Below are 12,938 nucleotides of genomic sequence, written 5' to 3' on the forward strand. Positions count from 1 at the left end.
ACCCGGCTCTCGCCCACGACCCGGGCGGACTCGACGTAGTCCTGGTTGCGCAGGGCCAGCGTCTGCGCCCGCAGGACCCGGGCCCCCCACGCCCAGGCGCTGAGGGCGATGACGGCGCCGATGAGCAGCGGGTTGCCGGTGTCGCCGTCCGGCATCATCTTCATGACGACCATGAGGATGAGCAGGCCGGGCAGCGCCAGGAAGATGTTGGTCAGGATCGACAGCACCTCGTCGGCCTTGCCGCCGAGGTAGCCGGCACTGACTCCCACGATCACCGAGAGCACGGTGGCGATCCCACCCGCGACGAAGGCGATCAGCAGGGTGTCCCGGCCGCCAGCCAGCAGCTGCGAGAACAGGTCGTGCTGCTGCACGTCCGTGCCGAGCCAGAACTGGCCCGACGGCGGGTGCGGGACGTTGTCGAGGCGGGAGGCGCGCCAGTCCGGCGAGTGCGGGGCGGCCATGGGGCCGAAGGCGGCGAGCAGCACGAAGAAGAGCAGGATCAGCGATCCGGTGGCCACCTTGGGCGAGCGCAGCAGACGGGCGCGGCCGCCGGAGCGGCTTCGGCGTGGGCTTGTTGCAGGAGCCACGGCTCAGGCCCCCTTTCTCGCGCGGGGGTCGAGCGCGACGTAGACGATGTCCGCGAGCAGGTTGGCGCCGAGCACGGTGAACGTGACGACGAGCAGGATGCCCTGCATCACGGGGTAGTCGGCGGCCTGGGCGGCGTTGAAGATCTCACGCCCCACACCCGCGTAGTTGAAGACGATCTCGGTGACGATCGACCCGGTCACGACGAGGCTGATGGAGAGCGCGAAGTTGGAGATGCTCGGCAGCAGCGCGTTGCGGGCCGCCACGGCCACCACCTGCCGACGTGGCAGGCCCTTGGCCGCGGCCACCAGGACGTAGTCCTCGTCCATGGTGGTGATCATCATGTTGCGCATCCCGATGATCCACCCGGCGATCGAGGCCAGCGCGACGGTCGCGGCCGGCAGGGCGCCGTGGTCGATCACGTTGGCGATGAACGGCCCGTTCCACCCGGGCGTGACCGTCGCGTAGCGGCCGGTGTCGTAGGCACCTCCGGTCGGGAAGAACCCGCCGTAGAAGCCGAGGCTGAGCATCAGCAGCGACGCGAGGATGAAGTAGGGGACGGCCTGGAAGAAGGTGGCCGCGGGGAGCAGGGCGTCCAGCGCACCGGAGCGTCGCCAGCCGGCCAGTACGCCGATCAGGGTGCCGAGCAGGAAGGCGATCACCGTGGCCGAGCCGACCAGGCCGATCGTCCACGGCAGGTCGTTGGCCAGCACCGTGGAGACGGGGGTGGACAGCGAGGTCGAGATGCCCAGGTCACCGTGGAGCAGGTTGCCGAGGTAGGTCAGGTACTGCCCGGCGAGCCCCTGGTGCCCCCCGCCGTACTGGGCCTGGAGGGCCCTGAGTTGGTCGGGCGTCAGCGAGGCGGTGTTCATCTTGGCGAGGAAGTTCTGCAGGGCGCTGCCCGGCACCATCCGCGGGATGAAGAAGTTGAGAGTGATCGCCGCATAGGCGGCGAGCAGATAGAACCAGAGCCTGCGCAGGAGCGCTCTCATGGCGACCTCCGCTCAGACGAGGCGACGCCAGGAGGGCGTCGCGGGGTCGGGTGGGCAGCCGCAGCTCTCGCGGCGTATCAACCGGGTGGGCAGGACGATGTCGGCGGCGGCCTCGGTGGTGGTCGAGGCAGGCTGGCCAGTAGTGATCATGGAATGGAGGACCTCGAAGGCTTGTGCGCCGATCTCCTGGATGGGCTGGCGCACCGTGGTGAGTTGCGGACGCAGATGGCGGGCGAAGGGCAGGTCGTCGAAGCCGGTGACGGCGATGTCGCCGGGGACGTCCAGCCCGTGCTCGGCCAGTGCATAGAGCACACCGAGCGCCGTCTGGTCGTTGGCGCAGGCGATCGCCCGGGGCAGGGTCGCTCCCAGGGAGATCAGGCCGCGCACGATCTCGACTCCGCCGGCCGCGGAGTAGTCGCCCTGCCAGGCCGGGCCGGTCAGGCACTCGGCCCCGAGCGCGCGCGCCTCATCGGCGAAGGACCGGCCGCGGACGACGTTGTCCGGGCTGTCGGCGTGACCGGCGATGTAGGCGAGGCGGCGATAGCCGTGGTCCTGCACCAGGTGCCGGGCCAACTCGCGCATGCTGTCAGCGCTTTCACTGCGCACGACGGCGACGTCGCCGCCGCCCGCGCCGGCCAGCGAGACGACCGGGGCCACCCGGGCGACCGCGGCCAGCCCGGCCGGGGAGAGCACCTGGTCGTGCAGGATCAGGCCGTCGCACTTGCCCGCGATGGTCATGATCCGGTTGGGCAGTGTCCGTTCGTCGATGTTGACCGAGCAGACCAGGAGGTCGTAGCCGTAGCGCTGGGCGACGATCTCGATGCCGCGGTTGATCTGGTCGCCGAAGAGCAGGCTCTCGGCCTCGTCGGCGAACGTGCCGCCGTCGTCCGTCCCGTAGACCCGGCGGAAGACGACGCCCACCACGTGCTTGAGCCGGCTGCTCAGGGCCCGGGCCGCGCCGTCCGGGACGAAGCCCAGCTCGGCGCTGGCCTTGAGCACCCGGTCCCGGGTGGCCGGGCGCGGGTTGTCCCGGCCGTTGAGCACCCGCGAGACGGAGGCGATGGAGACGCCGGCTCGCCGCGCGACGTCGTAGATCGTCGGCGGGGTGTCGGCTTTGGGGTGTGAATCCATCGGAACCTCAGCTGTAAGCGCTTACTCGTCGAAGGTCTGGACGACCGTAAGTCCGCTTTCGAGGCCTGACAAGACTCTGCGTCAGCGGCGTTACGTTGGTGCAATGTTTCGTTGGCGGAGCGGTCGTGCGGAGGTGATGGACCATCAAGAACTGAATGGCCAGTACATGTTGTCCTGCGTGCGGCGCTGAGCAGAAGAGCTGTCAGGAAGCGCTTACAGCGAGGCTGGCAGTCGACAGTGGATGGTGGCGCGCAGATCAGTGCCCGCCGGGCAGCCCACGGTGCTTGTAGCAGGCGATGGCTGTCAGGAGCAGGCCCAGGAGGACGGGCAGCAGCCACGCAGTGGTGTCGACCTGTTCGACCGGAACCGGGCCCGGCCCGTGGGCGGGCGCGGGCGTGGGCGCTGGGGCGAACAGAACGGCGAACACATGCACGCTCTGTCCAACGATCAGGTGCTACGGAGCGTTACTGTTCTGGTCGAGGTATTGCCCCGTGGCGTGCCACCTCGGCGTACCAGTAGGCGCTGGACTTGGGGGTTCGTCGCTGTGTGGCGAAGTCGACGTAGACCATGCCGAAGCGCTTGGCGTAGCCGTAGGCCCACTCGAAGTTGTCCATGAACGACCACTGGAAGTAGCCGTGCACGTCGATTCCTTCGGAGAGTGCCCGGTGCACGGCCGCAAGGTGGTCGTGGAGGTAGGCGATCCGTTCGGGGTCCCGCACCTCGCCCTCGGGGTTCGGATAGTCCTCGCAGGCCATGCCGTTCTCGGTGATCAGCAGTGGCAGGTCGGGACGTTCCTCGTGCACGCGGGAGAGCAGTCCGAACAGCCCGTCGGCGTTGATCGGCCAGCCCATGGTGCTGGTGGGGCCCGCCGGTTGGTGGAAGGCGACGGACTCGGAGCCGGGCCACGGCGAGGCGCTGCTCGTTCCGTGCACCGCGCTGCTGCTCGGCCCGTCGGCCGAAACCCAGGCCGGCGTGTAGTAGTTGATGCCGACCGCGTCGAGCGGGGCATGGGCTGTCGCCGCGTCGCCCGAGTGGATCAGCCGGTCCCAGTCGACCAGGTGGGCGGTGTCGCGGAGCAGATCCTCGTCGTAGCGGCCGTGCAGCATCGGCCCGAGGAAGATCCGGTTGCCCACGGCGTCGATGCGTCGGGCCGCCTCGGCGTCCGCCGCGCTGTCGGTGAGCGGAATGACCTGGTGCAGGTTCAGGCTGACGGACAGGTGAAGGTCCCGCACCGTGGCGCGCAACGCGGCGGCGGCGTGGCCGTGCCCGAGATTCAGGTGGTGTGCGGCGCGCAGCGCGTCGCCGGGATCAGTGCGGCCGGGCGCGTGCACCCCGGACCCGTAGCCGAGGAACGCCGAGCACCACGGCTCGTTGAGCGTCGTCCAGCGCTTGACCCGGTCGCCCAGGGCCTCGGCGACCAGGGCGGCGTAGGCACCGAAACGCTCGGCGGTGTCCCGTGCCGGCCAGCCGCCCGCGTCCTCGAGCTCCTGGGGCAGATCCCAGTGGTAGAGCGTGGCGACCGGGGTGATGCCGGCCTCCAGCAGTGTGTCCACCAGCTGCCGGTAGAAATCCAGCCCGCGCTCGACTGCGGGGCCGTGACCGGTCGGCTGGACCCGGGGCCAGGAGACCGAGAAGCGGTAGGCGGTGAGGCCGAGATCGCGCATCAGCGTCACGTCGTCGCGGAAGCGGTGGTAGTGGTCCACCGCGATGGCGCCGGTGTCGCCGTGGTGCACCCGGCCGGGCGTGGCGCTGAAGGTGTCCCAGATGGAGGGGGTGCGCCCGTCCTCGTCGGCCGCGCCCTCGATCTGGTAGGCCGAGGTCGCGGCGCCCCAGAGGAAGTCGGGCGGGAAGTGCAGCCGACCGTCGTCGGCCGGAGAGGAGCGGGTTGCGGTCGAGAGGCCGGAGGGGCGGAGGAACGGCGAGGCGCCGACGGAGGTCATCGCAGCAGGCTCCCGAGATTCCGAGACGGATGGCGGTGAGGGGCGAGGGGAGCGCCTGACGTTCCCGGGCGTATCCGGATGTTCCGGACCGCCTGGATCTGGGAGCGCTCCCATGTCCTGGTGTCGGAAGCCTGAATCCTGTTACGGGGAGATGTCAAGCAGTCTCGCGCGTCTTTCATCGGAAAGTTGGGAGCGCTCCCAAAATGACGGTCGGAGGCGCTAGGGTGATGGCACCGGCCCGCGGCAGGGCAGTCGGGCCTCGGTCGGGCCCGGACCACCCTGCACAGCTCTGGAGCGCGCCGGCCGACCACGGGACTGCCGGGGGCGGTTGCGGGTGGCCCGCGGGCGAGAAGTCTCCGGCCGAGAAGTCTGCGGCCGAGCCGCTTGCGGTCTAGAGGGCCTTGCGTTCTTCTCGCGCTGGCAGGATGTCACTCACAGCCCATGGACACGTACGCTGCCGCGTCACGAGCGAGGGGAACGAAGGGAACGCCATGAGCAGCAGGTCCGCCGCACGCGGCGAAGGCCGGCCCACGCTGGAGGCCGTGGCAGCCCTGGCCGGCGTCGGTCGGGGCACCGTGTCCCGGGTGGTCAACGGCGCGGTCGGGGTGAGCCCGCGGGCGCGCACGGCGGTGGAGCAGGCGATCGCCGAGCTCGGCTATGTGCCCAACCGCGCCGCCCGCTCACTGGCGACCAGCAGGGCCGACGCCATCGCCCTGATCGTGCCGGAGACGGAGACCCGGCTCGCCTCCGAGCCGTTCTTCGCCTCGATCATCCGCGGCGTGGCCAGCGAGATCTCGGACACCGAGCTGCAGCTGCTGCTGATCCTCGTCAGCACCGAGCGGGAGCGTCGTCGCCTCGCCGGCTTCCTGGACGGGCGCCGGGTCGACGGGGTGCTCATGGTCTCGGTTCATGCGGACGACCCGGTCGTCGAGCTGCTGGAGCGCACGGGTCTGCCCACCGTGCTCGGCGGCCGCCGCTCCGAGCTGGAGCCGATCAGCTACGTCAATCCGGACAACCTCGGCGGCGCCTGGTCGGCGGTGCGTCATCTGCTGGGCCTCGGGCGGCAGCGGGTCGCGACGATCACCGGTCCGCTCGACATGGAGGCGTCCTGCGTCCGCCTGGAGGGCTACCGTCGGGCCCTGGAGGAGGCCGGGGTCCCGATCGAGGCCGCGCTCATCGCCCACGGAGATTTCTCCGAGGTGTCCGGCGAGCAGGCCATGGCCGAGTTGCTGGAGCGGGAGCCGGCCGTCGACGCCGTCTTCGTCGCGTCCGACCTGATGGCGGCGGGGGCGATGCGCGCCCTGCGTCGGGCCGGCCGCCGGATACCGACGGACGTGGCGCTGGTCGGGTTCGACGACGCGCCACTGGCCCGGCACACCGAGCCGCCGCTGACCACGGTGCGCCAGCCGAGCGAGGAGATGGGCCGAGCCATGGCCCGGCTGCTCCTGGAGGAAATTGCCGCACCGGCGCGCAGCCACCGGCAGATCATCCTCTCCACCGAGCTCGTCGTCCGCGAGTCGGCGTAGATCGGCTCATGCCGGGCAGAACCCCGGCATGAGCGGCGCCGCCACCGCTCGCTCCCCGGAGCCGGCCGACGCCGTGCGGGTCGCTGATCACGGCGCCCGCACGACGGTTCCTCCGGGCCGGGGCCGCGAGTAGCGTGGAAGGCGACGGGGCGGGATCCGTGTGTCCGCGGACGAGAACGGGTGATGGCAATGGTGGCTGTGGATGTCATCCTTGGGGTGCTCGGCGTGGGCGCCATATGGGTGGCCACCGGAGTCCGGGTGGTCCAGCAGTTCGAGCGCGGCGTGGTGTTCCGTTTCGGTCGGGTCCGCAGTGGGGTCAAGCAGCCCGGGCTGACGCTGCTGCTGCCCGTCGCCGACCGGCTGCGCAAGGTGAACGTCCAGATCGTGACCATGCCGGTGCCCGCGCAGGAGGGCATCACGCGCGACAACGTCACCGTCCGGGTTGACGCCGTCGTCTACTTCCGTGTCGAGGACCCGGTGCTCGCCACGGTCCAGGTGCAGAACTACACCTTCGCCATGTCGCAGGTCGCACAGACCTCGTTGCGCTCGATCATCGGCAAGAGCGAGCTCGACGACCTGCTCACCAACCGCGAGCCGTTGAACCAGGGCTTGGAGCTCATGCTCGACAGCCCCTCCGTCGGCTGGGGCATCCACATCGATCGCGTCGAGATCAAGGACGTGGCCCTCCCGGAGTCGATGAAGCGGTCGATGTCCCGGCAGGCCGAGGCGGAGCGTGAGCGCCGCGCGCGCATCATCACCGCCGACGGCGAGTTCCAGGCGTCCCGCAAGCTCTCCGAGGCGGCGACGATCATGTCGGACGCTCCGGCAGCATTGCAGCTGCGCCTGCTGCAGACGGTCGTCGAGGTCGCCGCGGAGAAGAACTCCACGCTGGTGCTGCCGTTCCCGGTGGAGCTGCTGCGCTTCCTGGACGGCATGACGCCCAAGCCCGACGGAAACGGCGGCGCGCCGGCACCCGTCGCGCAGCCTGCCCCCGTCCCCGCTGCCGCCGAGGTGCCCGGCGTGGCCCCGGTGCCGAGCGTGCCGGAGCTGGAGGCCGAGGCCGACGCCGAGCTGGAGGCCGGGGGGCTGCTCTTCCCCGATCCCGAAGAGACGCTCCCGGAGGACTGAGCGCTTCGGAGGCCTCAGCGGCTCGGAGGATTGCCCGGTGCCGGGCGACCGGCTGAGTGGGCCTCAAAGGGCAAAGCCGGAAAACGACTTCGGGCCCGATCGTTGAACGATCGGGCCCGAAGCCTCTGGTGGGGTGAGCGACGGGGCTCGAACCCGCGACACCTGCGACCACAACGCAGTGCTCTACCAGCTGAGCTACGCCCACCATCTGTCCGCTTCGCTCTCGCGTGCTGACGGAGATAACTCTACAGGATCCGCAGGGGTGCTCACGACCAGCTTTTCGGCGGCTTCCGCAGCTCCCGCCAGGTGTGACCTGGAGGGAGCTGCGGTCGGCTCACGCCGGCGGCTGCTCGAAGCGCGCGGCGATCGCGCGGGCGGCCTCGGTGTCGGGTCCCGGCTGCGGCACGAAGACGGCCTCGCGGTAGTACTTCAACTCCGCGATGCTCTCGCGGATGTCCGCGAGGGCACGGTGGTTGCCCTGCTTCTTGGGGCTGTTGTAGTAGGCGCGCGGGTACCAGCGGCGCGCGAGCTCCTTGATCGACGACACGTCGACGATCCGGTAGTGCAGGTGGCTCTCCAGTGCGGGCATGTCCCGGGAGAGGAAGCCGCGGTCGGTCGCGACCGAGTTGCCGCACAGGGGAGCCTTGCCGGCCTCCGGCACGTGGGCCCGGACGTAGGCCAGCACCTGTGCCTCGGCCTCGGCGAGGGTGACCCCGTCGGCCAGCTCGTCGAGCAGCCCGGAGGAGGTGTGCATCTCCCGGACCACGTCGGGCATCTGCGCGAGCGCCGCGTCCGGCGGGCGGACCACGATGTCGACGCCCTCTCCGAGAATGTTCAGCTCTGAGTCGGTCACCAGCGCGGCGACCTCCACCAGGGCGTCTCGTTCGAGATCGAGTCCCGTCATCTCGCAGTCGATCCACACCATGCGGTCGTTCATCCGGCTCACCGTCCCGGGGCTATTGCGCGTCCTGCTGTCGACGTCAACCAGGAGCCTCGCCACAGACTCGTGAGGGCGATCGGCTGACCCGTCATGGTCGATCATCACGCTTCCCGCGTGCAAGTCGACACGTCGGCGCCGGGTGGCGCGCACCCCGCAGGGGGCTCTTCGGAGGGGAGGAGCGGGCGAACGGCCGGTCAGGTTGGTCCTGAGCGCGGCCGCTGTCCACGGCGGAGTCCGGACCCCTCCGGAGTTGCCCGGGCCGCCTCCCGATGCTGCCCTTCGTACCCGGAGACACCCAAGGACGTCCAAGGACCTCGGGACCCGCCGAGAGACGCCGAGGGGCGCTCGGGGTCGCCGGGCCGATCCGGGGTTCGCCCTGGGAGGCCGTTCAGGGCCCGGCGCGGTCGCGGCACCCTGCGAGGTGCCGCGACCGGGGACGTCCAAAGGCGGGCGGGACGGACTCAGCGCCTTTCCGCGCCGCGGCGGCGGAGCGGGGTGGGGGCGCTTTCCGGGTGACTGAGCGCCTGAGCGGGTCCGGGGCGGCCGTCCTCCGTCGGGGAGGAGTGGTCGGCCGAGGCCGGTCGGCTCGGACCGGGCTGCCGTGAACGGCTGCCGACCCGGGGCGTGGGGCGACCGCGTCCGGGGCTGCCCTGGGGCGGCACCGTCGGCAGCGAGGAGCCGAACGCCTCACCGCCACCGGAGCCGGTCGTGCCCTGCGTGGGTACGGCCGATCCGGTGCCGACCGCGCTGCCGAGGCCGCTGCCGGTGTTGCCGCCGACGGCTCCGCCACCGGGCCCGCCGGGCTCCGGGCGCTTGGCCCGGAACGTGCTCCGGTAGACCGCCGGGGACACGCCCAACTGCCGCCGGAAGTGGCCGCGGAGCGCCACCGGCGAGCGGAAGCCGCAGCGGCGTGCGACCTCGTCGACGGAGAGCTCGGTGGTCTCCAGCAGCCGCTGTGCCTGCAGCACCCGCTGTGAGATCAGCCATTGCAGCGGGGCACTGCCGGTCAGCGACCGGAAGCGCCGGTCGAAGGTGCGTCGGCTCATGTAGGCGCGGGCGGCCAACACCTCGACGTCGAACTGCTTGGAGAGGTTGTCGAGCGCCCAGGTCACGACCTCGGCGAGCGGGTCGTTGCCGATTTCCTCGGGTAAAGACCGATCGACGTAGGGAGCCTGTCCGCCGGAGCGGCGCACCGGGACGACCAGGCGGCGGGCGAGCGTGGCGGCTGCCTCCGCGCCGTGGTCGGTCCGGACGACGTGGAGGCACAGGTCGATGCCGGCGGCGGTGCCGGCGCTGGTCAGCACGTCGCCCTCGTCGATGAAGAGTTCGCGCGGGTCGACCTGGATCTGGGGGTAGCGCTTGGCCAGGGTGGGCGCGTACATCCAGTGCGTGGTCGCGGGGCGGCCGTCCAGCAGGCCGGCGGCGGCGAGGACGAAGGCGCCCGTGCAGAGGCCGATGATGCGGGCGCCCTCGGCGTGGGCCTTGCGGAGCGCGGCGAGCGCCTCGGCGGGAGGCGTCTGTCCGGCCGAGCGCCAGGCGGGGACGACGACGGTGCCGGCGCGGGCGAGGCCGTCGAGTCCGTAGGGCGCGGTCATGGTCAGGCCGCCGGTCGTGGCCAGCGGGCCGTTCTCCCCGGCGCAGACGAGCAGCCGGTAGTGGGGGAGTCCGGTGTCCTGGCGGTCGATGCCGAAGACGGAGAGCGGGATCGAGCTCTCGAAGATGGGCCCACCGCTGAAGAGCAGGACGGCCACGATCTCCGGGCGGCGACGGCCTGAGAGCTTCCGTGAGGCGGTGGCGAGGCCGGTTGATCCGCTGGCGAGGCTGCCGGAACCGGTGGCGCCGATGGGGACGCCGGCGGCCGCCTCGTCCCCGGTGGCGGTATTCCTGCTGACCCTGCTCAAGGCGCTCCGGCCCCCCTCGCTGTCATGGTCGTCCCGGTCCTGTGGTTCCTCGGTGCCGTGCGCACCCGTCCTTGATGGTTGCTGGTCGAGCCCCCGCTCTCGCTCCGTTTCCATCAAGATCGAATCTACTGGCTCGGATGATGCTGTTGCGACTAGTTCACCATCAGACGCTATGTCGACATGGCAATTTGGCGTGAAGCATTCGATCTCGAAGCGTGGCACCCATCACTCCGTCAGGGAAGGGGGCGTGTCACGGCGTGGCCAGTTGTCGCACGGTTCCAACACAGTTGACACCGCCGCCGTGGCCCGGCCGGGCCGCCTGGGCTGCGCGTATGGCCAACCACGGGCATGTGTCATCAAGTTGACCGAAAAGAGGCGTCCTGGAGCGCGGGGGGCGCACGCCCCGCGCACATTTCCCCCTGCGCTCCACCTCAAGCGGGCCCTGACGGCGCCCGCGCCGGGCGCGGGTCGCGACCGGGCATCGCGCCCCGTGAGGCGGTTTTCCGCCGGGTCGAGTGTGGTCCTGACCACAGGGGTGCGTTGACTCAGTCTTTAGGGTGAGCGGATGGGAGTCGAACTCGCCGTCGCCAACGCCGCAAGCCACTGGACGGCCATGGCGAAGGTCCGTGGCTGGCAGTCGATCGAGGGCGCGGGGTTCACCGCGGTCCGGGCGGACACGGTGCACCGCGTCCTGCTGGCGGCCGGTCCCCCCTCGGACACGGAGGCGCTGCGGGCCGAGCTGCGGGCGCTTTTCCGCCGATGGGAGTCGAGCCACGCCTGCGTGGAGGACCCGACGAGGACTCTCGATCTGTCCGACCTCGGCTTCGAAGCCGCCTTGGCCATGCCGGTGATGATCCGTCCGCCCGGTCCGGTGGTGGACGGGGACGGTTTGCGCCATCGGGGCGACCCGGAGCGGGTCCAGGCCGGGGAGGCCCGGGACGAGCGCGACCTGGCCGAGGTCGAGCGCGTCGTCGTGGAGGGCTTCCCGATCGCCCGACACCAACCGTGGCGACGCGGCGGACACTTCCCGGCCTGCGACGGCGACATAGCGGGACGTCGCAGCTGGCTGGCCCACGTCGACGGCCGCCCGGCCGCCGCGTGCATCACCCACGACGACGGAGCGGCGGTTGGCCTCTACTGGGTGGCCACCCTTCCCGACCATCGCTCGCGCGGGGCAGCCCGCGCCCTGCTGCGCGCCGCCCTCGCCGCCCACCCGGACCGTCCGGCCACCTTGACGGCCACCCTTCTGGGTGAACCCCTCTATCGCCGCCTGGGCTTCGTCGAGGGCGGCCTCGCCCGCTGGTGGCAGTTTCCGGCGACGACCGCCGCGCCCCGTCGGTGATCTCCCCCGGCAGCCCTCTCCCGCCGTCTGGTGGCGCGGCCTCGCCGCAGTCCGCGACGTTCCGGAGCCCGGGCCGCCGCGAGCGGTCGCGCTGATCCGTCCTATAGCTGTCGCCGCGCCCGGTTTCGGAGCCCGGGCCGCCGCGAGCGGTCGCGCCGGTCCGTCCTACGGTCGCCGCGCCCGGTTTCGGAGCCCGGGCCGCCGCGAGCGGTCGCGCCGGTCCGTCCTACGGTCGCCGCGCCCGGTTTCGGAGCCCGGGCCGCCGCGAGCGGTCGCGCCGATCCGTCCTACGGTCGCCGCGCCCGGTTTCGGAGCCCGGGCCGCCGCGAGCGGTCGCGCCGATCCGTCCTACGGTCGCCGCGCCCCGGTGGGTGAGTCCCGGCTGTCGACCTGGGGCTCGGTGTGCCGGAGCCCTCCCGGCTCCGTGGAGACCGCCGCCTCGCCCGTCGGTCGAACGTTGCCGGTGGCGGCCACCTGCGGCGATGCCGCCTCGGTCCCGGGCGTCCCATGGTCGCAGCGCCCCGGCGGACGAGCCCCGCCGGACGCGCCCCGGCCGGGGGTGGGTGGCGCAGCCGGGAGGGGGTGTCAGGGGACGAGCGGAGCTGCCAGGACCTCGTCCACGGCCTCCGGCAGCCCCGCGGCGGTGAGGGTCGGGTGGTAGCCCAGCTCGGGCCAGGGGCGGCCATGGTCGAGCCAGACGCTGCGCAGGCCTGCCACGGCCGCGCCGGCGATGTCGGCGGGGGCGTGGTCGCCGACCATCCAGGTGCTGCGTGTCCACTCCTCCTCCGCCCAGGTGTTCGCGGTGCCCTGGCCGGCGAGGCCGCAGCGGTCCGCGGCCAGGCGGAAGATCTGCGGGTCGGGCTTCTCGTAGTTCGCCTCCTCCGAGATCACCCAGGCGTCGACCAGGCCGTCCAGGCCGGTGCGCTCGATCTTGGCCTGCTGCTGTCTGGTCGATCCGTTGCTCACGATCCCGAGGGTCCAGCCGGCGGCCCGGGCTTTCCGGAGCGCGGCGCAGTGGGCCTCGGGGCAGTCGATGAGCTCGATCATCGTCTCCGCGTAGTCGTCGAGCAGGGATTCGAGCGATACCCGCAGGCCGTAGCGGGCGACCGCGGCACGCATCAGGGCCTCCCGGGGGAAGTACCCGCCGCAGTCCAGGGTGGACAGCCAGCCGAGGTCTTCCTGGGGCAGGGCCCGGGTTCGGAGGAAGTGCCGTGCCCAGCCACGGAAGGCCTGGTTCCGATCGATGAGGGTGTTGTCAAGATCGAAGAGGAGCAGAGGCGGCATGGCCGCATGGTTTCAGTCTGATGGCATATGCGGCAGTCGTCTCGACAGCTTTTGTCCGAAAGTGAATCGAAGCTCAGGGCGCGCTGTCTGCGCCTGCACCGTTGCACATGGCCCGGAGCTCAGGCATGCTCCATGCACGCCCCGGGCGTGCGCATCCTCCGTTCGCGGG

At 71.4% G+C, this 12,938-nt stretch carries 11 protein-coding genes and 1 tRNA gene; 3 read left to right on the forward strand and 9 right to left on the reverse strand.

The window, feature by feature from the left end; all coding sequences use genetic code 11:
- From BMY61_RS21185 to BMY61_RS21200, 5 genes are all read right to left on the reverse strand, one after another.
- The coding region (locus BMY61_RS21185; RefSeq protein ID WP_143094461.1) for an ABC transporter permease at positions 1–587 on the reverse strand (587 nt) is incomplete at its 3' end.
- Positions 588–590: 3 nt separating this feature from the next.
- Positions 591–1,577, reverse strand: a complete 987-nt coding sequence (locus BMY61_RS21190; RefSeq protein ID WP_042448902.1) for an ABC transporter permease — start codon at positions 1,575–1,577, stop codon at positions 591–593.
- Positions 1,578–1,589: 12 nt separating this feature from the next.
- Complete coding sequence (locus BMY61_RS21195) at positions 1,590–2,708, reverse strand: LacI family DNA-binding transcriptional regulator (RefSeq protein WP_042448905.1); 1,119 nt, start codon at positions 2,706–2,708, stop codon at positions 1,590–1,592.
- Between the two features lie 256 nt (positions 2,709–2,964).
- Positions 2,965–3,135 carry a hypothetical protein gene (locus BMY61_RS46355; protein WP_161791266.1) on the reverse strand — a complete coding sequence of 57 codons (171 nt, stop codon included), beginning with the start codon at positions 3,133–3,135 and terminating at the stop codon, positions 2,965–2,967.
- Between the two features lie 37 nt (positions 3,136–3,172).
- Positions 3,173–4,648: a GH1 family beta-glucosidase gene (locus BMY61_RS21200; RefSeq protein WP_042448908.1), complete on the reverse strand. Its 1,476-nt coding sequence runs from the start codon at positions 4,646–4,648 to the stop codon at positions 3,173–3,175.
- 491 nt (positions 4,649–5,139) lie between these two features.
- Between BMY61_RS21200 and BMY61_RS21205 the strand changes: the two genes are divergently transcribed.
- Both BMY61_RS21205 and BMY61_RS21210 read left to right on the forward strand, forming a co-directional pair.
- Complete coding sequence (locus BMY61_RS21205) at positions 5,140–6,174, forward strand: LacI family DNA-binding transcriptional regulator (RefSeq protein ID WP_042448910.1); 1,035 nt, start codon at positions 5,140–5,142, stop codon at positions 6,172–6,174.
- 183 nt (positions 6,175–6,357) lie between these two features.
- Positions 6,358–7,302, forward strand: coding sequence for a slipin family protein (locus tag BMY61_RS21210; RefSeq protein WP_169791859.1), 945 nt, complete (start codon positions 6,358–6,360; stop codon positions 7,300–7,302).
- 129 nt (positions 7,303–7,431) lie between these two features.
- Here the strand turns inward: BMY61_RS21210 and BMY61_RS21215 are convergent.
- From BMY61_RS21215 to BMY61_RS21225, 3 genes are all read right to left on the reverse strand, one after another.
- A tRNA-His gene (locus tag BMY61_RS21215) sits at positions 7,432–7,507 on the reverse strand.
- 129 nt (positions 7,508–7,636) lie between these two features.
- Complete coding sequence (gene orn, locus BMY61_RS21220) at positions 7,637–8,239, reverse strand: oligoribonuclease (RefSeq protein ID WP_042448913.1); 603 nt, start codon at positions 8,237–8,239, stop codon at positions 7,637–7,639.
- Positions 8,240–8,703: 464 nt separating this feature from the next.
- On the reverse strand, positions 8,704–10,086 hold the full coding sequence (locus BMY61_RS21225) for a helix-turn-helix domain-containing protein (RefSeq protein WP_042449315.1): 1,383 nt from the start codon (positions 10,084–10,086) through the stop codon (positions 8,704–8,706).
- A gap of 622 nt (positions 10,087–10,708) precedes the next feature.
- Between BMY61_RS21225 and BMY61_RS21230 the strand changes: the two genes are divergently transcribed.
- The gene (locus BMY61_RS21230; protein WP_052438768.1) at positions 10,709–11,485 is read left to right on the forward strand and encodes a GNAT family N-acetyltransferase; all 777 of its coding nucleotides are present in this window, start codon (positions 10,709–10,711) and stop codon (positions 11,483–11,485) included.
- A gap of 585 nt (positions 11,486–12,070) precedes the next feature.
- On the opposite strand, the gene BMY61_RS21235 is transcribed toward BMY61_RS21230, so the two are convergent.
- Positions 12,071–12,769: an HAD family hydrolase gene (locus BMY61_RS21235; RefSeq protein ID WP_042448915.1), complete on the reverse strand. Its 699-nt coding sequence runs from the start codon at positions 12,767–12,769 to the stop codon at positions 12,071–12,073.
- Positions 12,770–12,938: the final 169 nt, after the last annotated feature.

This window comes from Streptacidiphilus jiangxiensis, from assembly GCF_900109465.1.
Lineage (GTDB): Bacteria > Actinomycetota > Actinomycetes > Streptomycetales > Streptomycetaceae > Streptacidiphilus > Streptacidiphilus jiangxiensis.

Bases quoted from the DNA above. Each gene is read 5' to 3' on its own strand.
- BMY61_RS21190 (WP_042448902.1), bottom strand. From the start codon at position 1,577: ATGAGAGCGCTCCTGCGCAGGCTCTGGTTCTATCTGCTCGCCGCCTAT.
- BMY61_RS21195 (WP_042448905.1), bottom strand. From the start codon at position 2,708: ATGGATTCACACCCCAAAGCCGACACCCCGCCGACGATCTACGACGTC.
- BMY61_RS21200 (WP_042448908.1), bottom strand. From the start codon at position 4,648: ATGACCTCCGTCGGCGCCTCGCCGTTCCTCCGCCCCTCCGGCCTCTCG.
- BMY61_RS21205 (WP_042448910.1), top strand. From the start codon at position 5,140: ATGAGCAGCAGGTCCGCCGCACGCGGCGAAGGCCGGCCCACGCTGGAG.
- BMY61_RS21210 (WP_169791859.1), top strand. From the start codon at position 6,358: ATGGCAATGGTGGCTGTGGATGTCATCCTTGGGGTGCTCGGCGTGGGC.
- orn (WP_042448913.1), bottom strand. From the start codon at position 8,239: ATGAACGACCGCATGGTGTGGATCGACTGCGAGATGACGGGACTCGAT.
- BMY61_RS21230 (WP_052438768.1), top strand. From the start codon at position 10,709: ATGGGAGTCGAACTCGCCGTCGCCAACGCCGCAAGCCACTGGACGGCC.
- BMY61_RS21235 (WP_042448915.1), bottom strand. From the start codon at position 12,769: ATGCCGCCTCTGCTCCTCTTCGATCTTGACAACACCCTCATCGATCGG.